The organism is Maribellus comscasis, from assembly GCF_009762775.1.
GTDB classification, from domain to species: Bacteria; Bacteroidota; Bacteroidia; order Bacteroidales; family Prolixibacteraceae; genus Draconibacterium; species Draconibacterium comscasis.
In genome coordinates, this window is sequence record NZ_CP046401.1 from 5,233,008 (window position 1) to 5,254,564 (window position 21,557).

At 41.6% G+C, this 21,557-nt stretch carries 22 protein-coding genes; all 22 read left to right on the forward strand.

From position 1 onward, the window contains the following. The first annotated feature begins 9 nt into the window (after window positions 1–9). The 22 genes from GM418_RS21100 to hflC all read left to right on the forward strand — a co-directional run bounded on the left by GM418_RS21100 (window position 10) and on the right by hflC (window position 21,546). Window positions 10–303 (forward strand): DUF4133 domain-containing protein, encoded by a 294-nt coding sequence (locus tag GM418_RS21100; RefSeq protein ID WP_158869208.1) that lies wholly within the window; start codon window positions 10–12, stop codon window positions 301–303. Next, complete coding sequence (locus GM418_RS21105; RefSeq protein ID WP_158869209.1) at window positions 300–2,714, forward strand: TraG family conjugative transposon ATPase; 2,415 nt, start codon at window positions 300–302, stop codon at window positions 2,712–2,714. The genes GM418_RS21100 and GM418_RS21105 overlap by 4 nt, the downstream gene beginning before the upstream one ends. A gap of 48 nt (window positions 2,715–2,762) precedes the next feature. Beyond that, a complete protein-coding gene (locus GM418_RS21110; RefSeq protein ID WP_158869210.1) occupies window positions 2,763–3,413 on the forward strand; it encodes a hypothetical protein in 651 nt (216 codons plus the stop codon). 8 nt (window positions 3,414–3,421) lie between these two features. Beyond that, window positions 3,422–4,135, forward strand: coding sequence for a hypothetical protein (locus GM418_RS21115; RefSeq protein WP_158869211.1), 714 nt, complete (start codon window positions 3,422–3,424; stop codon window positions 4,133–4,135). A 7-nt stretch (window positions 4,136–4,142) separates the two neighbouring features. Continuing rightward, complete coding sequence (locus GM418_RS21120; protein WP_158869212.1) at window positions 4,143–5,096, forward strand: TraJ family protein; 954 nt, start codon at window positions 4,143–4,145, stop codon at window positions 5,094–5,096. Window positions 5,097–5,165: 69 nt separating this feature from the next. Further along, the gene (gene traK / locus GM418_RS21125) at window positions 5,166–5,792 is read left to right on the forward strand and encodes a conjugative transposon protein TraK (protein ID WP_158869213.1); all 627 of its coding nucleotides are present in this window, start codon (window positions 5,166–5,168) and stop codon (window positions 5,790–5,792) included. A 9-nt stretch (window positions 5,793–5,801) separates the two neighbouring features. After that, window positions 5,802–6,137, forward strand: a complete 336-nt coding sequence (locus tag GM418_RS21130; protein ID WP_158869214.1) for a YrzE family protein — start codon at window positions 5,802–5,804, stop codon at window positions 6,135–6,137. After that, a complete protein-coding gene (traM, locus tag GM418_RS21135) occupies window positions 6,112–7,251 on the forward strand; it encodes a conjugative transposon protein TraM (protein ID WP_158869215.1) in 1,140 nt (379 codons plus the stop codon). The genes GM418_RS21130 and traM overlap by 26 nt, the downstream gene beginning before the upstream one ends. Window positions 7,252–7,256: 5 nt before the next feature. Continuing rightward, window positions 7,257–8,060, forward strand: a complete 804-nt coding sequence (traN, locus tag GM418_RS21140) for a conjugative transposon protein TraN (protein WP_158869216.1) — start codon at window positions 7,257–7,259, stop codon at window positions 8,058–8,060. Between the two features lie 18 nt (window positions 8,061–8,078). Continuing rightward, window positions 8,079–9,995 (forward strand): YWFCY domain-containing protein, encoded by a 1,917-nt coding sequence (locus GM418_RS21145; RefSeq protein ID WP_158869217.1) that lies wholly within the window; start codon window positions 8,079–8,081, stop codon window positions 9,993–9,995. A gap of 43 nt (window positions 9,996–10,038) precedes the next feature. Next, a complete protein-coding gene (locus GM418_RS21150) occupies window positions 10,039–10,713 on the forward strand; it encodes a DUF3945 domain-containing protein (protein ID WP_158869218.1) in 675 nt (224 codons plus the stop codon). 38 nt (window positions 10,714–10,751) lie between these two features. After that, window positions 10,752–11,618, forward strand: a complete 867-nt coding sequence (locus GM418_RS21155; RefSeq protein ID WP_158869219.1) for a DNA adenine methylase — start codon at window positions 10,752–10,754, stop codon at window positions 11,616–11,618. 145 nt (window positions 11,619–11,763) lie between these two features. Then, window positions 11,764–12,132 (forward strand): plasmid mobilization protein, encoded by a 369-nt coding sequence (locus GM418_RS21160; protein ID WP_217447548.1) that lies wholly within the window; start codon window positions 11,764–11,766, stop codon window positions 12,130–12,132. A 3-nt stretch (window positions 12,133–12,135) separates the two neighbouring features. Then, on the forward strand, window positions 12,136–13,047 hold the full coding sequence (locus GM418_RS21165; RefSeq protein WP_158869221.1) for a relaxase/mobilization nuclease domain-containing protein: 912 nt from the start codon (window positions 12,136–12,138) through the stop codon (window positions 13,045–13,047). A 206-nt stretch (window positions 13,048–13,253) separates the two neighbouring features. Further along, complete coding sequence (locus tag GM418_RS21170; protein WP_217447549.1) at window positions 13,254–14,144, forward strand: AlbA family DNA-binding domain-containing protein; 891 nt, start codon at window positions 13,254–13,256, stop codon at window positions 14,142–14,144. A gap of 13 nt (window positions 14,145–14,157) precedes the next feature. Further along, on the forward strand, window positions 14,158–14,451 hold the full coding sequence (locus tag GM418_RS31495; RefSeq protein WP_217447550.1) for an ATP-binding protein: 294 nt from the start codon (window positions 14,158–14,160) through the stop codon (window positions 14,449–14,451). Then, window positions 14,414–14,764: a BlaI/MecI/CopY family transcriptional regulator gene (locus GM418_RS21175; protein WP_281350175.1), complete on the forward strand. Its 351-nt coding sequence runs from the start codon at window positions 14,414–14,416 to the stop codon at window positions 14,762–14,764. The genes GM418_RS31495 and GM418_RS21175 overlap by 38 nt, the downstream gene beginning before the upstream one ends. 778 nt (window positions 14,765–15,542) lie before the next feature. After that, window positions 15,543–16,388 (forward strand): LytR/AlgR family response regulator transcription factor, encoded by an 846-nt coding sequence (locus tag GM418_RS21180; RefSeq protein WP_158869223.1) that lies wholly within the window; start codon window positions 15,543–15,545, stop codon window positions 16,386–16,388. 230 nt (window positions 16,389–16,618) lie between these two features. Continuing rightward, window positions 16,619–18,118 (forward strand): B12-binding domain-containing radical SAM protein, encoded by a 1,500-nt coding sequence (locus GM418_RS21185; protein ID WP_158869224.1) that lies wholly within the window; start codon window positions 16,619–16,621, stop codon window positions 18,116–18,118. A 56-nt stretch (window positions 18,119–18,174) separates the two neighbouring features. After that, window positions 18,175–19,311 (forward strand): fatty acid desaturase family protein, encoded by a 1,137-nt coding sequence (locus GM418_RS21190; protein ID WP_158869225.1) that lies wholly within the window; start codon window positions 18,175–18,177, stop codon window positions 19,309–19,311. A 288-nt stretch (window positions 19,312–19,599) separates the two neighbouring features. Then, complete coding sequence (gene hflK / locus GM418_RS21195; RefSeq protein ID WP_158869226.1) at window positions 19,600–20,565, forward strand: FtsH protease activity modulator HflK; 966 nt, start codon at window positions 19,600–19,602, stop codon at window positions 20,563–20,565. Window positions 20,566–20,598: 33 nt separating this feature from the next. Further along, window positions 20,599–21,546 (forward strand): protease modulator HflC, encoded by a 948-nt coding sequence (gene hflC / locus GM418_RS21200; RefSeq protein ID WP_158869227.1) that lies wholly within the window; start codon window positions 20,599–20,601, stop codon window positions 21,544–21,546. Window positions 21,547–21,557: the final 11 nt, after the last annotated feature.

Genomic DNA, 21,557 nt, shown 5'->3' on the forward strand with positions numbered 1-21,557 from the left:
GTCAGAGAGATGAAAGCTTATACGATCCAAAAAATCGATACCAACCTTTACATCAAAGGGTTTTCAGGGCAACTGGTCTATTCAGCCTTGTATGGTATCATTGCCGCCCTGTTGTTGTTTGTGCTACTTTATATCCTTACCGGGGCCTTTATTGCCGTTGTGGTTTGCGTACCCCTCTTTTTTGCCTACCTGTACCGCCTGAATAAAATCCAAAAAAAATACGGACATGCCGGATGGGCCAAAAAGAAAATTGCCCGGCAACTCCCTGAATTTGTCACCATTAAAAAACGGTTCCTGCGATGAAGGTAAAACCCATTGAAAAGAGCCTGCCCATTTTGGGCTTTAACGGTGATACCGTGGTTTCCAATAACCTCGACAGGGGCTTCGGGCTAAGGCTTGAACTGCCGGAATTGCTGTCAAACAGCGCTGACCAGTTGTATATGCTCCATGATACTTTCCAAAGGGCGGTAAACCTGTTGCCTGAAAATACCCTGCTCCATAAACAGGATTTCTTTTTTGTGGAGCACTTTGACGTAAGGGAAACTTCTGAAAAAGGGTTTCAAAACAGCCTGAACAGGCCTTATTTGAATCATTTTAAAGGGCGGCCTTTCCTGAAACATGAATGCTACCTGTACATCAGTTTGCTTAACGTTGGTTTACTAAAAAACTACCTGGGTTCGTCCCTGGTATTTTCCCGCAAACAGAAACTGCAGGAAACAAAGCTGAACGAAAAAATAAACGAGCTGCGTTCCAACCTGGTTTCGGTTTTCGGTCAATGCGGGATAAAGGCAACGCCGGTTGTGCAGGAGGAGGTAATCGGAAATGATAGCACAACCGGACTGATTGAACGGTATCTGACCCTTAATTTCCGGACTGGGCAACCTTTACTGGGAGGGATCGATTTCAGGGACAGGTTAAGGGTGATGGACCGCTTTGTGGAAATCCTCAGTTTAAGCGACTTTTCACATTTGCCAACAGAAGTGAGGCCAACAAGCGGCCATCCCCAGACCGGATTACCGGTGTCCATGGTGTACCCGGTGACCTATTACCTGCCGTTTTCACACATGACCAACCAGTTTATCTATGTCCCGGCGCAGCAGGAAGTAAAAGCCGGGCTGGAGGGCAACCATAAGAAGATCTACAGCCTGTCGAAATTTTCTTCGGAAAACAAGGTCAATGCAGGACTGATTGAAAATTTCCTGGATACGGTACAGGTTTCAGGCGAGAAAATCGTTAAAACACATTTTAATGTGATGCTTTTTGACGAGTTCCTTCCGGAACTGAAAAAATACAAAAGCGAAACCGCTTCAGCTTTTTCGCTGATGAACTGTTTCCCGTACCAGCATAACTTTGATTTGCCCCTGCTGTTTTTTGCCTGCGTGCCTTTCTCAACGCAATTGCCGGAAACGGAACTGTTTATCACACAGGTTCCACAGGCCTGTTGCCTGGTCAATTTTGAAGGCGAAGTCCGGAATTCCAATTCCGGTTTTTTCATCAACCTTTCCAACCGGCAGGAGGGCTGCCCGGTAAAAATTGACCTTTCAGACGAGCCGATGCAAAAGCACCTGATCCACAACCGCAATAAAATCGTTATCGGCGGTTCAGGCTCCGGGAAATCCTTTTTTACCAACCATTTGCTACGGCAATATGCAGAAAGTGAAAACTGCCACATCGTTTTACTGGATGTAGGGCGCAGCTATGAAATCCTGACCCGCTACCTGGATGAAAAGCTCAAGGACAAAGGCGGGGCAAAACTGGTCGAGTTTTCCGAGACGAACCCCATCTCGTTTAACCCCTTTGTGGTGGACGGGGAACCGGATATCGAGAAAAAACAAACCATCCTGTCGGTCATCTATACCATTTACAAGGCGGACCTGACGGAGATGGAAAAGGATGTGATCGCCTTTTCGGTAAACCGGTATTTTGAAACCAACATCAAAAAGAAACGCTCGTTTGACAGTTACTACGAGTTCTGCAAAGAAATCATTCCGCGCCTGGCCAAAGACGAATCCATCGAGTTTAACAGCAACGAGTTTTTCTTTATCCTCAGCAAGTATTACAAAGGTGGGGAATACGATTACCTGCTGAACAAGCCCATGAATACCGATGAGTTTTTTGCCTGTCCTTTTCTTGTTTTTGAACTGGATTCGATAAAAGACCACCCGGTGATTTTCCCGGTGGCCACGCTGATCATCATGGACATTTTCCTGCAAAAAATGCGCAGGCTGAAACGCACCCGCAAGGTCATTTGCCTGGAAGAAGCCTGGAAAGCTATTGCTACCCCGCAAATGGCAGGGTTTATCAAGTATTTTTTCAAGACCATCCGCAAATTTTTTGGCGAGGCTATGGTCGTTACCCAGGAGGTGGATGATGTAATCTCATCACCCATCATCAGGGATGCGATTATCAACAATGCCGACACAAGAATACTGCTGGATATGAACAAGTTTAAAAACAAGTTTGATGAAATCAGCCGCTTCCTGGGACTGAATGAATTCCAGAAAGAACAGATCCTGTCCATCAACAAAAACCTGCCATCTGACCGGAAGTTCAAGGAAGTATTTATCTCGCTGGGCGAATACTCCCGGGTTTTTGCCCTGGAAGTCAGTAAACCCGAATATTACTGCTACACCACCGAACAAAAGGAAAAAGAAGAAATCCTTGCACGATTAAATGACAAAACTTCTGTTTTGGAAGTACTCAACACCATGTAAAAAGAGAAGCTCAATATCTATTACTCACGACGAATAATCATCTAAAAAATGAAAACAACAATTAAAATTCTGGCGATTTTCCTGATACTCTCGGGAACCTGCCTGACACAATCAAAAGCCCAAACGCCTGTAACCGATGTAGGGGCAGGAATCCAGCGCGAAGCGCTTTGGGTGGAGGAAGAAGGCATCCTTTCGAAAATCAACCTGTACAATGTACTGATCAAAGCCCTGAACGGCGACATCAAAGGGCTCACCGGGGATATTCTTGGCATTGATGAGAAAATGCTGGAGAGCCTGGAGAAAGTTTCCAACCTGATCAAGGATTATAAACGGGTGCAGGAGACCCGGGAAATATTGAATAAGGTAATAAACATCTATACCGAAAAAGTCCCGTTACTGGTTCAGGACGGGAATTTCACCCAGCAACAGGCCGTTGCCATTGTCCAATCCTTTGACTTGGTTCTGGAGGATAGCAAACAGTTGGTGAACACGGTTTTGAACACGATCCTGCAGGACAACCTGTTTATGATGGATGACAAACAACGCTATGACACCATCAACGAAATTTACCTGGGGGTAAAACAGCATTACGGCACCATCTGCTACCTGTACAACAAAATCATGTACGCTTCCTACCTGAAAAGCCACGAATCGGGCGACCTGGAAAGCTTTGCCATGTATTACAGCCTGTATAAATAGTCTATACCATGAAAAAAATAAAACTCTTTATGGTAACTGTTGCGCTTTTAGCAGTGTGTTTCCCGGAATCTGTAAAAAGTCAAATCGCTGATATTAAAAAATGGACGGGGACCTATCCTGACATGGAGGAAAGCTACCCGTTGACATTTATCGCTTTCAAGGGTTGGTTAATACCCGTACCACATATTTTTATACGCACCTGGCCCACTCATTATTACCTTGAGGCGGACGCCATGCCGGTAACCGATGCCACGGAAATTGGCGGGTCTACCGTAACCGGCTTATTGAGGATTACATCCAAAATGCTGGAACGGCACCAGATGGAAGGACGGCATGATGAAACCGTTCAGATAAAAGACAATACCGACCTTCAAAAACAGATCGGGGAAAAGCTATTCAACGCAAGGGCAGACCAGTTGGAAGATCTGTTCGGCCTGGCGCAACGTTTTATCCGGTTATACGGCAAGATAGACAGGATAGGTGGTTTGCCAAATTCTGCAGAAGTAAAGAACATTTTCGAGGAAGAAGCCGACCGCCAGTTGATGCGTTTTCTGATGGTCAACCTGTTGCAGACCGGCCACGGCGAAAAACTGGACGCCCTTTCCGAGATCAGCTCCACCCTGAATAAACTGCTGGGGGAAGTGGACTATACATATTCCAAAATCCGCTATTTCAGTAATTACAATGCAGAAATTACCAGCTATTCATTTTTAACCCAATAAACCGGAGATGATGTTACTGCAAGTATTAAGTACCAACGATTTTTTCAATTTTACCGACTTCCTGGTATTACAGGGGGTGAACCATGCCCGTGTGCTGGTGGACTTGGCAAGGGCTGTTGGCGGGATAGCCGCTTTCTTTTATATCTCAAAACGGATCTACGAGCAACTGATTGCCGATAACCCGGTTTCCATACTGCCGCTGCTCAGGCCTTTCGCCCTTGTATTAGTCATCACGTTCTGGGGGCCGTTTGTGAACCTCTTACTGGCTCCTACAAAAGGGCTGACCGAACTTTCGGAAGCCGTCTATGTGGATAAAAAGCACCTGGTAAAAGAGAAGCTGGAAGAAAAGCAACAGGCTATCCTGGCTACCGATTTGCCCCTGTTTTATGAAAATGAAGAAAAGGAGGCAGCCCTTTGGGACAAAGGTGTCAACCTGCTGTTGACGACCTACAACATTATCAGCGGGCGGGCTATCCAGAACCAGATCAATTTTTACCTGATGGATGCTGTCCGCCAGTTACTGGAATCCCTTTTTGAAGTGCTGGTTTACCTGATCGCCTTTCTTAGGACATTGTTTTGTGTGTTGCTGGTTATTTTCGGGCCGCTGGTTTTTGCCCTGTCCATTTTTGACGGGTTTCAGGACAATTACCTGCAATGGATCGCCCGGTTTGTGAACGTCAACCTCTACCTGCCCATTGCTTTGCTTATCCTTTCCATCGTCCAGGAAATCCTGATCTATGTGCTGGATCTGGAAATCGCCCAAATCAACGCTATGCTGATTTACCAGCCTTCACTGTTTTTTGTCTCCAACCTGGTTGTACCGGTATGCGGGATTGTGGGCATAGCGATGACGCCCAAGATTGCATCCTGGATTGTCTCGGCATCCGGAACAAAATCCGGCGGGGGAAGGCTGGTGCGTACTGCAGCAGTTATGGCCATTACCAAGGGCGCCATGAAGTAACAGTAATAAAGTTGATACGAGGTCAAAAACAGTCCTGGTTCTTGATTCTTGTGTCTTGAATCTAAAAAAATGAAAAAGATATTTGACATTCAACGAAAATTCCGCTTCACAGTTTATGTGCTGCTCATAATCAGCCTGGCGCTGGTAAGCACAAGCATTTATGTGTTTACGCTGTCAGCGGATATGGTAGAGCTGTCCAAACAGAAAATCTATGTGCTGGACAATGGAAAATCCCTGTTGGTGGCGCTCCGGGAAGACATCTCTGAAAACCGCACTGCCGAAGCCCGGGACCAGGTAAAACGTTTCCACGAGCTGTTTTTTACGCTCGAACCGGATAAAGAATACATCGAAAACAATGTGCGGGAGGCCCTCTATTTGGCTGACCGTTCAGCAATGGAACAATACCAAGCATTTAAGGAAAACAACCTGTATAACCAGGTGATTGCCTCGAATATCAGCATGACCCTGCAAACCGATTCCATCAGCCTGGATTTTTCCACCTATCCCTACCGGTTCACTTACCGGGGAAAACAAAAGATTGTACGAAAATCCAATATCACGATCCGCAAGCTGGAAACATCGGGCTTCTTGCGCAATATCTCGCGCACAGACAACAACCCGCATGGTTTCCTGATCGAAAACTGGCGTATCGTAGAAAATAATGACATCGAAACAATTCGACGCAAATCCTTTTAAAAAGACAGCATGATGAAAACAAAAAATACAAATCAAAACCTGAAAGATATCAGCCGCTTTACCCGCTGGGTGAACAATCTGGACACTAGGGATCAATCACTGACACCCCGGCGAAGGAAAAGGAAGTGGATACTCCTGACAGGCGGGATTTTTATCCTGTTTGTACTGTCGTTTCTGCTTTTCCCGTCAGCAAATCCCGGTTCTTCAAAAGTAATCACACCTAAAGCAGGAATAGAAAGCCAAGGCAAGGAACCAGCCGCTCAGTCTGCCTTTGATTTACCGGTAGATTCCTTTGAAAACCATTTAAAAAGTATCATCCATGAAGAACTATCTGAAAAAAAATAAAGGCCTGTTCCTGTTGCCCCTGGGATTAATCCCTTTTCTGATCCTTATTTTCTATGTGCTGGGCGGAGGGAAAGACAATGAACAGGTTCAACAGCAACAAGCACAGGCCGCAGACGGGGCAAACTATGTATTGCCCGAAGCTGAAAAATCCATCGGGATCATGGATAAAATGGAAGCCTACCGGCAAGGGGCTACTGAAAATGAATTGGCGAATGTACAACTCAGAGAAGATTCCATAGAGATACAACAGGCTCCGGTTGATTCAACACAGGAAGGATTATCCCTGTTGGCGCAGCAAAACCAAAAGCTCCCTGAAAACCTTCTGGCCCACATCAAACAAAAAGAAAAGGAGGCAAGAAAAGAACTGGCAGAACCGGGACAAAAGAAAGAGAGCAGGCCGGTTCCTCAGAAGCAACACTCTGGTTTCCCTGCAAAAAGGCAAAATACTGAACCCAAAAAGGACCTGGTAAAACAGGTTACCGGTATTGAGGAACTGGATAAGGTTTTTGACGAGAACAGGACACTGAACCGTCAAAACGATTCACTGAAGTTTTACCTGCAACAAAGCCAAAACAGGCTGGAACAAATCGAAAAGGCGCAAAATGCAAGTTTTTCACTTGATAAGAAAACCAATGTTGGGTTCAATCGAAATGAAGAAAAAAGCAAGCTTATCAAAGCCGAGATCTATGAAACTACCACGGTACTTGACGGCAACCGGGTGAAACTCCGTTTGCTGGAAGCTACCCGGATAAATGGTCAGGAAGTCCCGGAAAACACATTCATATACGGCATCTGCAAAGTCAGGAATGAACGGTTACACATCGAAATCAGCCAAATGCCGGTCGGTGAAGATTTTCTTCCGGTAAAACTTGCCATCTATGATCTGGACGGGATGCCCGGCCTCTATGTCCCGGACAATGTTGCCCGGAAAGTAACGCAGGAAGTCGGGGGCTCAACCAATACCTCTTCGCTTTTTGGGATGACGGACGATCCCCTGACCTATGCCGGGATACGCGCTGCCGACCGCACCACGCAGATCCTTTTAAAACGGGTACGCCTGAAAAAGGTAACGGTCCGGAAAAATACAATTGTCTATCTCATCAATCAAAACTAATCATCATGAAACGATTACTTTTTATCCTTTCCGTTTTCTTTTTGTTTTCAATGGCATGCAACGCCCAGGACTGTATTGAAGTCTGCGAAAATAAAGCAACCCACATTATCAGCAATGAAAAAATAACCTACCTGCAGGTAGGTGACCACGATAAAATCATGGCTGAGATTGTCCCTGAACATCCGAACCTGGTCCGGGTAAAAGCCGTGAAAAACTTTGAAGGCGAAACCTCATTAACCCTTGTTAGCGCGAATAAAGTCTATTCGCTGTTCGTAAAATATGCCGATACAGGCAGGCTATCCTGGCAGTTGGAAGATTTTCATTTCCAAAAAAACGGGAACCTGACAACCGGGAGAATCCCTGACTACTTACTTAAGGAGCTAGGTTTTCAAATCCTGTCCAGAAATCAAAAACACATCAAAAAGAGAAAGAAGAAAAAAGACGGGATAAGATTCCAATTGAGCAACATTTATCTGAAAAACGATGCCTTGTTTTTTGAACTGGAAATTACCAATCAGACCAACTTAGGATATGAGGTGGAAGGTTTTCACTGGTGGATTGGCGATAAAAGGCAGTACAAAGCTACCAATGTCCAGGAATACCCGGTAGAGCCGGAATACCAGCATTACAACATCAGGTACATTCCGGCCAAAACAAAACTCAGGGAAGTGTTTGTATTGCCCAAACTCACTATCCCCGACAAGCGGATACTCACCATTGAAATGCTCGAAAAAGCATTGGGTAATACGGGAAGGAAACTTAGCCTTGAGGTAAAAAACAGGGACATCTTTCAAGCCAGGACATTCTAACTTTTCAATTTTTGAGAAATGTTGAACGAATCGCCGGAATTAAGAAAACTGCACGAAGGTTTCCGATTTTTTAGTTACCTGTTGCTATTGCTGACCTTGTATATCAGCCAAATTCATTTCTTTGCCGGGAAAGGCTTGTACATCCCGGAGTTTGCAGCGATAACCGAAAAAATAACCCGCATCCATTTTCTGGGAGACACAGTTTTGGCGAAAGCTGTTTGCCTGGCTTTTCTGGCGATTACCTGTATCGGCACTAAGGCGAAAAAAGACCGCGATTTAAAGGTTTCTGAAATTGTCATCCAGGTAATTGTTGGCTCTGCCCTTTACTGGGGAAGCCTGCTGGTTTTTGAATCGGCAGCGGTTTATTTGCTGCTTTCCTTTTTCGGGTTTGTCATCCTGAATATCGGGTTTGACAACATCTCCAAACTCATTAATGTCAACCTGATGAAAGACCGTTTCAACCTGGAAAACGAAAGTTTTCCGCAGGAACAAACCTTAAAGGAAAATGAATTCTCCGTTAATCTTACGACACAATTCCAATATAAGAACAAAACACATCCCGGTTACATTAACGTCATCAACCCGTTTCGGGGAACCATGGTCATCGGGACTCCCGGCTCCGGGAAATCCTATTCCGTTGTACTGCCTTTTATCAAACAACATCTTTCCAAAGGCTTTGCGATGTGTGTCTATGACTTTAAATACCCGGACCTGTCAAAGATTGCCTGGAACTATTTCCTGAAAGCCAAAAAGAAAAAGGTTTTGCCGGAGCAGGCCCGGTTTTATGTGATCAACTTTGACGACATCCGGAAATCTTACCGCTGCAACCCTTTGGCGCCGGAGCTGATGGAAAGCCCTATCGATGCGTTTGAATCATCTCGGACCGTATTGTATAATCTGAACCGGGAATGGATACGCAAACAGGGCGAGTTTTTCTCTGAATCGGCCGTATCCTTTTTTGCCGCCATAATCTGGTTCCTGAAAAAATATCAAAACGGGGAATATTGTACCCTGCCACATGCCATTGAACTGTTACAACTGGATTACGATGATTTGTTTGCTATCCTTTCAAAGGAAAAAGATGTGGAAAATATTGTCAATCCTTTTATCAATGCCCATAAACGGGGCGCGAATGAACAACTGGAAGGTCAGTTGGGCAGCCTGAAGATTGCCATCTCAAAAATCATCAGCAAAGAAATTTACTGGATCTGTTCCGGGAATGATTTTTCGCTGGACATCAATCATCCTGATCAGCCAAAGGTTTTATGCCTGGCCAATAACCCGCTTCGTATTGAAATGTATGGGGCCGTGCTGTCCCTGTTTATTACCCGGATGCTGAAAATCATGAACCGGAAAGGGCAGCATAAGGCATCGCTGATTTTTGACGAGCTGCCAACGATATATTTCAGGGGGCTGGATATATTGATTGCAACCGCACGGAGTAATAAAATATCTACACTGGTAGGTGTCCAGACCATTGACCAGCTCATCCGGGACTATGGGAAAGAGCAGGCCAACGCTATCCTGACCAATATCGGGAATGTTTTTGCCGGGCAATCAGTGGGAGAGACGGCCAAATTTATCCAGGACCGGATGGGCAAAATCCTGCAGGAACGGCAATCCATTAACATCAACCGGAATACCCAGTCGTCTACCTTTTCTACCCAGATGGATTTTCTGGTGCCTGAAGGGAAGATTGCCACGCTTCCGCAAGGCTGGATGGTAGGGCAGGTGGCCGATAATTTTGACCAGCAGGTGAGCCAGCGCAATTTTAATTGCCTGGTAGATGTGGATACGGAAGCAATTGAACGGGAAGAAAAAAAGTACCAGCCTATTCCTACTATTTACCGGTTTGACAACATCAACGATGTGCTGGAAAACAACCGCAATCAAATCTGCAACGACATCATCCGCATCCTGAGAAATTCAACATAAGACTTCCGATAGGCAATATTCATTAACCAATAAAAATTAAGACATGGAAGAAAATACCCGAATTAAAAAAGACGAAATCCCCTTTGACAAACTGGAAAAAGTTGGGGTAAAAAAAGATTTTATCGATCACATGGGTGAAAACGAACTGAGAGACTTCCTGAACGGTTACCGCTCCCAAAAACTTTATACCATCAATGCCACGGTGAATGATGAGCAACTCCGTATCCCGGCAAAACTCCGTTTGCAGAAACAGGATAACGGAGCAGTGGATATAAAAATCCATCCGATACAGCGGCTGTATGTCCCGGACGAATACATGGGACATAAGTTTAGCAAAGAAGAAAAAGCCGCGTTATTGAATGACAAAAACCTGGGGAAGACCGTTGAATTAACCGGGAAAGACGGGAAAAAAGACACTTATTACCTGGCCATTGACAACAAGACCAATGAACTCAGCCCGCTCCGTACCAAAAACATTATAATCCCTGACAAAATAAAAGGGGCTAACCTGTCAGAAGAACAAAAACAAAAGCTGGCGAAAGGAGAAAAGGTTTACCTGGATAAAATGACAGGCCGGAACAGGAAAAAATTCGGCGCATCGCTTCAGGTAGATGCAGCCAACCGCACCATCAACTTTTCAGGATTCAAACAGGAAAAGGAACTGGAACAGGAAAAGACAAAAAAGGAAAATAAAGGAGCCAAACAAAAAGTGGGATAAAAATTTCAAAAAGGATCTTAAACGGAAAGGACAGGATTATGCAGACAGATGTAAAACCTTTTTTGAAATGGGCGGGAGGAAAAGCACAACTGCTGCCCCAGATAAATAAAGTATTCCCAAGTCAGCTGGAGCAGTTCGACACCTTTGCGGAACCATTTGTCGGGGGCGGCGCAGTCGTATTTTATATCCTGGAGAACTATCCGCGGATTAAAAACATCATTATCAACGACATCAATTCAAGGTTGATAAAAACTTATATTGCCGTAAAAGAAAGTCCCCGGGAACTGGTCGCTTTTCTGGAAGAGTTCCAGTATAAGTATTGGGAACTGGACCACAAAAGTCAAAGACTGTTGTACCTGGCCAAAAGGGAAAGGTTTAACACCGGAAAATTAACTATTGTTGAATTGGCTTCCCTGTTTATTTTTTTGAACAAAACCTGTTTTAACGGCCTGTACCGGGTAAACAAAAAAAATGAATTTAATGTGCCTTTCGGAGAATACAGGAAACCGCTCATTTGCAACAGGAAATTAATTGCCCGGTTAAGTGAATTGCTTCAAAAAGTTACGATTCTTGAAGGAGACTATACATGTACTCTTGATTTCCTGCATGGACGTTCATTTGTCTATTTTGACCCGCCTTACAAACCTGTTTCGAATACATCAAATTTTACATCTTACAGCGCTGCCGGTTTTAATGATACCCAGCAAACAAGGCTGGCATCATTTTGTAAAACATTGGATGCTGGAAACAAATGGATGTTAAGTAATTCCTGTAACGGGGATGACAATTTCTTTCGAAAGCATTACCGGAATTACACCATCAGGCAAATAACTGCAAGGCGTTCAATCGGAGCAAAGTCAAATAGTAGAGGAAATACCAGGGAACTGTTAATAACCAACTATTGAGGATAACAAACTACTTCGGGGGAGGGGAATGCAAGATGTGCATTTGTATATACAAATGCCTTTTCATCTTGCCCGGCAGGGACCAGTCGTTTTTTCAAAACTGAAAAGAATTCCCCTCCCCCTGAAACAAAGATTACAGTTACCAATGCCAACAAAATCGTCTGAAAACGATAAACGGGTTAAGATGCTGCTCATCCGGGTTAGCATCGAAGAAAAGCAGCGGATAAAATCGTTGACCCGGTCAGGAAAATATCCCTGTATGAGCGATTTTGTGCGCAGCCGGATCTTCAGACGGTTGAATAAAAAGATCATCTCTCTGGATGAGAACACCGGCTATCAGTTAAAGCAGTTGGATTACCAGCTTAATAAGATCGGCGTTAATCTTAACCAACTGTCCAAGCGCATGAATTCGTTTGCCGGTTACAACATTGGTGACAATGACCGGCAATTACTAAAACAAGCTTTTGAAATGATGACCCGGTGCCTGGCATTTTTACAAAAACATCTCCGTTGAGCTATGGTTATTGTCATCCATCAATCGCTGAATACGCAGAATGCTTTGTTTTATAACGAAAAGAAAGTGGAGCGGAAGAAGGCTTTTTTCTTTCAGAGTGGAAATACACCAACAATCAACCCTTTTGCCGGGAGCAAACAGGATCGTTGGAATATCCTGAAAGAAATTGAAGACAGAAATACAAGGGTCAAACAGAAAGGGCTTCATATTTCTGTGAATCCGACGGTTACAGATTTGGTGAAACTGGGAAATACCGGCATCCGAACTGAAATCAGGAATCTGATAGAACACCTGGGGTATGGAAACCAGCCCTACTTTGTTTATAAACATGCAGATTTAGAACGGACACATTTTCATATTGTTTCCACGCGGATTGACCAACAAACCGGTAAAAAGATCAGGGACAATTATGAGAAGGAGAAGGCACAGCGGTTTATCAAAGGATTGGAGCAGAAATACCAGCTTACCAAAGATGAACCCAAAGAAAAACTGAACTATCGGTTTTCCGGCTCCAGCAAAAACCTGAAACAAAATTTGGAAAGGTTATTCGGACAACTTAACCGGATGGAGTTTATAACCTCCGAAGAGATGTATGATCAGGCCCTGAAGTTGTTTAATGTCGAGGTTCGGTCTTTGGGAAAAGGCTATGCTACTTTTGTAACTGATGATGCAGGGAATCCGGTTCGTTATCCGATTAGACTATCTGAATTTAAAGAGCGGCCGGGGTTTTATTTGGATAACATTTTGAGCTATGCCCAAGAAGGGAATTTAAATCGAAAAGTTCAGTTTCCTGAGAATTTCAAAAGGGAATTGCTCAAGTCCCTGTTCTACCAATTAAAAAATGAACGTCACGAACAGAATGTCGAACGGAATAAACGAAAAAATTTAAAATATGGAAAAAGAAATCGATATTGAACTTGGTATAAGTTCAATATCACAGAAAGATTTTATATGCTGTTTAATTGTTCTTGTGTAATCATAAAATTTGATAACTTATAAATTTATACTTTTGATAGAGGTGATATTCAGTAGAGGGTAGGAATCTGCCATTGAGAATTATAGATATCTTTGGATTTAAATTGTTGAATCAAAACCAAACTGGCTGATGTTAGTATTGAATTATGAAACTGATTGAACAAATACAAAAAGGCGAAAGCAAAACGCTCGAATTGAAAAAAGCACTGCCTAAAAATGAGAATATTGCCAAAACGGTCATTGCCTTCTCGAATACCAGTGGAGGTAAACTGATTATCGGCGTAAATGACAATCGAGAAATTGTAGGAATAAACGACAACGAGCTGTTTTATATACAGGATAAAATTGTCTCGGTTATCGTAGACAACTGTTCCCCTGGGATCATACCCGAAATTTACAACGTCAATATTGAAGGCAAACTGGTATTAGTGATTGAAATCGTACGAGGCAATTTGAAACCTTATTTTTTGAAAAGCCAGGGCAAAGTAGATGGTACTTACATTCGTATTGGCGCAACCAATCGTCTTGCTGATTTGGATACGATTGCGGAACTGGAACGACAAAAACGACATACTAGTTTTGATGAAGAAATCTGCTATGAGGTTGCATTTGACCAGCTCGATATTTCTCCGTTGCTGCAGCGGTTTGAAAATATAGGTAACCCGCTAAATGAGGATAAACTAAGAAACCTGAAACTAGTTAAAACAGAAAACGGTACAACCTATCCTACCAATGCACTGATGATATTGCTTGGTAAATTTCCACATTGCACGGTAAAGTATGCCCGGTTTAAGGGAACTACTATGGACATTTTTGTCGACAAAAAGGAGTATGAAGGCGATATTTTTTCTATCCTTGAAAATACCCAAAGTTTTGTATTGAATCACATTAACCTGAAAGCAGAAATAAAAGGACTATACCGGGAGGAAACGTATGAAATTCCGGTGGTTGCTTTACGCGAAACTTTGGTCAATGCCTTAATTCACAGGGATTACGTGAATCAAGGGCGGGATATTAAAGTGGGGGTTTACAAATGATATTGTAAACATCGTGTCTCTAGGCAGTTTACCCAGCAACATTACCATTGAAGATATTTTTAACGGACGTAGTGAAGCGAGGAATCGGGTAATTGCCCTTATTTTTAAAGAGTTGGGTCTGATTGAACAATGGGGAAGTGGAATAAACCGGATTATCAATGCATGCAAGGAACAAGGTTTGCCAACTCCTAAAATTGATGAGAAGAACGATTTCTTTGATGTTGAGATTATACGGTCGATCCCAACCGATTCAGACCGATTCAGACTGATTGCTGAGGGAAGTTCGGCGGAAACCGGCGGATTATAATGAACAGGAAAAAGTTGTGCTGGATTATCTGTTTGAGAATAGTTCTATAAAATCCGGGAAGGTTGAAGAATTGCTCAGGATAAAGGATAGCAGGTCTCGGGAACTGTTAAAACAAATGCTGGATAAAGGCTATATTGAAAGACACGGACAAGGCAGAAGCACTTTCTACACGATTGCTGAAAAGGAGGAAAAGGCTTGTGATAGAGGGAAGCCATGTGCGGCAGGCAGTATATTTGCTGAAATAGCTAAATATGAAACACTGCTCTGGTTTGTAAAATTTAAAGAGTTCATATGCAAGGAATTTAAATTTTAAATACATTGTGTGCAAATAAGCAGCTAGTTATTATTTTTTTAAGCTCATGAAAATAGAACACATAGATCAGCATCATCAACTTTTTTCAGATGTAATAACTCTTGGGAAGAAACATTCTCCAACTTTAGGATTTATGCCTGATGGTGGGTTTATTGACCATGCTTGGAAAAATGTATAATTATCACACACAATAGAGCTGAACTAATTGGCTATCTTATGTTCCGACTCGTTTCCCGTCATTCCAGAATTTCCATTGTCCATCTGTGTTAGAGAAGAATATAGAGGACAGAGTATTACGACAAAACTACTGGATGAATTAAGGCGAAAATACGAAGCGACGCACATGGGGATCTCTCTAAGTTGCAGAGCTGATTACTTACATGCAACTGAACTATGTAAAAGATATAGACGGCTTATCTACAAGGGTTTTAGAAAAAATACCAGCACTCATAGTGTTACAGTATATAAACAAATTTGTAATTAATCAGCCCATCGGCAGAGTCAAGCATACTTTAGCTTCTTAATTCCGCCAACGGGTACTATAATGATATGTTAGTCACCATTTATTCCATGATATTAAATCAAGGAATAAATAGAATCTCAATAAAAATTGATTATTCCTTGAGTTTAGAGTAGTTATTTCCCTAATTTTAGATTGCTTTGTTTTCGGAAGAGCTATAAAACAGGAAAGGCATCAGAATTATTTGTTAAAATATGGAGTGGCGTTCATAAAATGCCACTCAGTACACAGTTAATTCTAATTTAAATCACAAAAGAAATGTCAAATAATATCATAAATCAATTTATTACCTTATCAAAAAAGTATTTTAAGATTTATTTGGTAGTCAGCATTTCTATTTTCCTGTTTATTCTGTTTTTTCAACCTTTCTCTTCGCATAAATTCGAACCAGAAAATAAAAATTTGTTCATTGGGGGTTATGGTTTAATAATTTTCATTATTCAGGTAGTAATACAAATTATTTTTCAGCGCCACCTTCTTCGCAACAATATAGATGGTGAATATAATCCATTGCTGAATTCTCTGTATTACTTTTCGCAGATAGCTTTAACAAGTGTTGCTTTTGTTTTTTATACCCGGTATGTGGGAAAAACAGATATTACATTTAATATTGTGTTACGTGTTGTAGTTATTAGCTTGAGTGTTCCCGTTACCATACATTTGAAAAATACTCTTTCATCAATACACATTAAAAACAAAAGATTACTCGAAGAAATCAGGGAGATGCAGGATAAGCTGAGACAATTCTCTGAAAATTATGCAAATAAGTTTATTGAGTTGGAGTCTGAGAACGAATTGGATAATATTAAAGTCCAGGTGTCGGAGATTGTTTTTGTAAGATCAGCGGACAATTATGTAGAAGTGGGTTTTGTTGAAGGTGGCGAACTTAAAAAGAAAATGATTCGGAATACCCTGAAGAATATTGAAAAACAATTGAAGGAGTTCAACAATTTTGTGCGAACACACCGATCCTGTATCGTCAATATTCAATACATCAAAAAGCTGAATAAAAACTTTAATACCTATTGGTTATCACTGGACGATTCGCAGGAGACAATCCCTGTGTCCCGTCAGTATTTAATGACTGTAAAGGACTTACTGTAAGCTTCAGGGGCGAATGTCATTCAGTATTAATTTTTAGCACTCGTCTTTTCAAATTGGATCCTATCCCAAAAACTTCGTATTAATCCCTTTCATTTTATTTCGGCAAAATCGTACCGTATTTTTAGATCGTTTAAATACCAAATGGATTGTAAAAAGTTGCCTTTATAAAAAGTGTAAAACTTGAAATCTGGGAGATAGAAGGTTTTAATCCATTAAAAATTAATGATTTTATGAAAGTACTGATGATATATCCGAAATACCCTGATACTTACTGGAGTTTTACGCATGCATTAAAGTTTATTTCCAAGAAAGCCGCCGTGCCTCCATTGGGATTAATCACCGTTTCGGCGATGTTGCCTGAAAACTGGCAGAAAAAATTGATCGATTTAAATATTGAAGAACTTAACAGTGATGATATAAAGTGGGCGGATTATGTTTTTTTAAGTAGTATGTACGTTCAGAAAGAGTCGGTGACCGAGATTTTAGCCACGTGTAAAGATTACCCGGTAAAAGTTATAGCTGGTGGCCCTCTGTTTACGCAGGAATACAACAATTATCCTCAGATAGACCATTTCATTTTAAACGAAGCAGAAATTACGCTACCCCTGTTTTTATCCGATTTGCAAAACGGTTCCCCGCTAAAAAGAATTTACCAGACAGATAAATATGCAGATTTATTGGTTTCTCCGGTTCCTGATTTTCATTTACTGAATATGAAAGCCTATGCTTCAATGAGTCTCCAGGTTTCAAGAGGTTGCCCTTTTTCATGTGACTTTTGTGAAATTACTGCCCTGCTCGGACACAAAGTAAGGATGAAAAGCTCGAAACAGGTAATAAATGAATTGGAAGCATTGTACAAACTTAATTGGAAAGGACTGGTCTCTGTAGTTGATGACAATTTCATTGGGAACAAGAAAGTTATAAAAATGAAGTTGCTTCCTTCAATAATCAAATGGATGGAAATGCATAATCATCCGTTTAGCTTTAATGCCCAAACATCAATAAACCTGGCAGACGATGATCAGTTGCTAACCTTGATGCGCGAAGCAGGATTCATTTCGACTTTTATCGGAATTGAGACCCCGGTAGAAGAGTCGTTGCAAAACTGCCATAAAGTTCAGAATGAAAACCGGAATCTGCTGGAAAATGTAAAACAAATCCAGAAAGCCGGGTTGCAGGTTTCCGGTGGGTTTATTGTAGGTTTCGACAGCGATACATCCTCTGTATTTCAGCGACAAATCGATTTTATTCAGAAAAGCGGAATTGTCTCGGCAATGGTAGGCTTGCTCAACGCCCCGAAAAATACAAAGCTGTATAAACAAATGCAGGAAGAAAACAGGCTAACTGTTGATGCAACCGGGAGTAATACCGATTTTACAATGAATTTTATTCCCAGAATGGATAAACAGAAATTGCTGGAAGGTTACTATCGCATTATAAATAATATTTATAAAGAGAAGCCTTATTACAAACGTATCAGGGAACTATTCCGGAATTACAAACCAATAAAAACACGTAAAAGTGATATTGATTTATCACGGCTCAAGGCGTTTTTAAAATCAATTTTTGTTTTAGGTCTATTAAATAGAGGCAGGTTTGAATATTGGAAGTTTATGATATGGACCATCGTAAACAAACCAAAACTACTGGAAGAAGCTATTACTTTTTCTGTTTACGGTTATCATTTCAGAACCGTTTACGGACTTAGACAAGTCGGGCGTAGATATTAAATCAGCAAAGAAAATTCCCGCAACATTCATAAACAATAATATTGAAAATTAGAAACATGGTAAATATTAAATATTCAAAAAACAGGCTCGATTTTACAACTGAATTACGGAATTCTGTAAACGCATATTTCAGTAAAAACAATATTCAGCCATATGGAAACCGGAAGATCTATTTAAAATCTGCTTTTATGATCACATTGTATCTTGCCCCGTTTATACTGATGGTTTCGGGAGCTATAAGCTCTGTTCCCCTGGTTCTGTTGTGCTGGATCACTATGGGGCTTGGAATGTCAGGACTTGGAATGGGAACCATGCATGATGCCAATCATGGTTCCTTTTCAAAAAACCAAAAGGTGAACCGTTTTTTTGGCAATTCGTTGTACCTGCTTGGAGGATTTCCGACCAACTGGCGTTACCAGCATAACACGCTTCACCACGGATTTACAAACATAGAAGGACATGATGAGGATATTGCACCTCCCGGAATATTGAGGTTTTCGCCACATAGTCCGTTAAAAAAAATACACCGCTATCAGCACATTTATGCATGGTTCTTTTACAGTTTAATGACAATCTCGTGGATTGTAGCCAAAGATTTTAAACGATTAAAAAAATATAAGGATACAGGAGCGAAATTAGGTGGCAAACGAAAGTTCAGCAGGTTGTTTGTTGATGTAACTATCTCGAAGATTATTTATTACAGTGTGTTCCTCTTAATTCCGTTGTTGACAGTTCCTGTAGCATGGTATTGGATAATTTGCGGTTTTTTGGTGATGCATTTTACAAGCGGATTGGTGTTAAGCACAATTTTTCAAACCGCTCATGTGGTTCCTACTTCGGAATATCCGATTCCCGACGAGGACGGCGAACTTAATAATAACTGGGCGGTACATCAATTATACACAACTTGTAATTATGCGCCGGGAAGCAAGATATTTTCCTGGCTCATTGGTGGACTGAACTACCAGGTGGAGCACCATTTGTTTCCTTACATTAGTCACATACATTACAGAGATATATCACAAATTGTGCAGACAAAAACAAAGGAATTCGGGCTACCATACCATGTTAACAAGAGTTTTGCAAAAGCAGTATGGCAGCACATTAAAATGCTAAAGTTGCTTGGTGAGTATAATGGCTTAGTTAAACAAACTGCTCAGGTTTCTAAAAACCATAAGGTCGCAGCAATTTAGACCAACAAATTTGATGAAATATTTTATTAGAAGGGACATCTGTTACTTGCAGATGGAAGCTGACTTGCCGGGACGCGGATAATGGTTCTGGTATAACCCACGGTTGCCGACGGTGCGAGTATGTTTCATCTTGTTCTATGAAAACAAGACCAGATTTGACGAGAGTTTTTACGAAAGTAGTATCCAACCTGAGAAAAAAGTAACAATGTGTAAAATATAAAAGGGATTCCTAGCTAAACCCTTTTATTAGTTGTAGCTTTCAAGATTATAAAAATCAATAGTTAAAATATGAATAATCAAGAATTTAATGTCTCTGAAATATTACAATTCATCAAAAAGCATTACATGTCAATTATTATTGTAATTGCACTGTTAATTGTTGGGTTTGGTTCATTCTTTCAGGTAGGCACAGAAGAAGAGGGAGTGGTAACGCGTTTAGGAAAGCACGTACGTACGGTTACTCCCGGGTTAAAAATGAAAATACCTTTTGCGGAAAAGGTGTACAAGGTGCCGGTTGAAAGGCAAAAAAAGCAGGAATTTGGCTTTCGCACACAGCAGGCAGGGGTAAGGACAGAATACAGTCGTACAGGTTCTGTTACGGAAGACGAAGCGATAATGCTAACCGGTGATTTGAACCTTGCCAATGTTCAGTGGGTGGTTCAATACCGCGTAAACGATCCTTACAATTATTTGTTTAAAGTACGCAACCCTGATAACACCCTTCGCGATCTTTCCGAAGCTATTACAAGGCAGATTGTTGGCGACAGAACAGTTAATGAGGTATTAACTGTTGGAAGGGCGGAAATTGCCAGTGAGGTAAAAGTCCTGTTGCAGGAGATATCCAAAGAATATTCACTGGGAATTGAGATAGCCCAGGTTGTGTTACAGGACATCAACCCCCCGGAATCGGTAAAACAGGCTTTCAATGCAGTAAATGAAGCACAGCAGGAAAGAGAAACCCTTATTAACGAAGCCAAATCAGAATACAACAAGGTAATTCCCCGAGCCAGGGGACAGGCGGAAGAAACCATTCAAAAAGCTGAGGGATACGCAACTCAGCGCGTGAACAATGCACAGGGAGAAGTGGCCAGGTTTAATGCTCTTTACGAAGAGTATGTTCAGGCTCCCGAAGTAACCAAAAGGAGAATTTACCTTGAAACATTACAGGATGTTCTACCCAAATTGGGAGATAAGATTATCACTTCAGAGAAGGGCAACAACATGATTCCCCTCCTTAAAAAAGAATTGAATTAGAAGCCCAAAATCAATTTGTTAAAAAGAATAACAATGAATAAAAAAAATAAAATAGTACTTGTTGCAGCAATAATTATTGCCGGCATTATTGTGCTGTCACAAAGTCTTTACATCGTAAACGAAACGCAACAGGTGGTAGTAACCCAATTCGGAAGACCAGTGGGCAATGCTGTAACCGAACCCGGGCTGAAATTCAAAACACCTTTTGTGCAGAAAGCGAATTATTTCGAAAAGCGGTATATGGAATGGGACGGCGATCCCAATCAGATTCCCACAAAAGAAAAAAAATTCATCTTTGTTGACAGTTACGCGCGCTGGCATATTACCGACCCGTTGCAGTTTTACAAACGTCTCACCAACGAGCGGGGAGCCCAAAGCAGGCTCGACGATATAATCGATGGCGAAACACGCGACCAGGTAGCCAGCCACAGTCTAGAAGAAGTTGTTAGAAATACGAACCGGCAAGCTGATACGACAGCTAAAATAAGTGATATAATCGAAGATTCTCTTGCCGTCATCGAAGTGGGCAGAAAAAGAATTCAGAATATCATTCAGGAAACAGTCAACGAAGAAACAAAAGATTTGGGCATCGAAATTCTTGATTTCAGGTTTAAGCGTATCAATTATGTGGAGGATGTCAGGGAACGGGTTTACGACCGCATGAAAAGCGAGCGAATCCGTATTGCCGACAAATTCAGGTCGGAAGGTGAAGGCGAGGCTTCAAGGATTAACGGAGAAAAAGAGCGCGAATTGAACCAGATACAATCTGTGGCATACAAAAAAGCGGAAACAATTAAAGGAAAAGCGGATGCTGAAGCTGCCCGCATCTATGCCAACGCCTATAATAAATCAAGAAGCTCAAGAGAATTGTACAGCTTTATGAAAAGTATGGAAACTTTTGAAAATACGTTTGATTCCACTACTACCATTATTCTTTCAACCGACAATGAATTATACAAATACCTGAAAAGCATGGAATAAAGGGACTATCG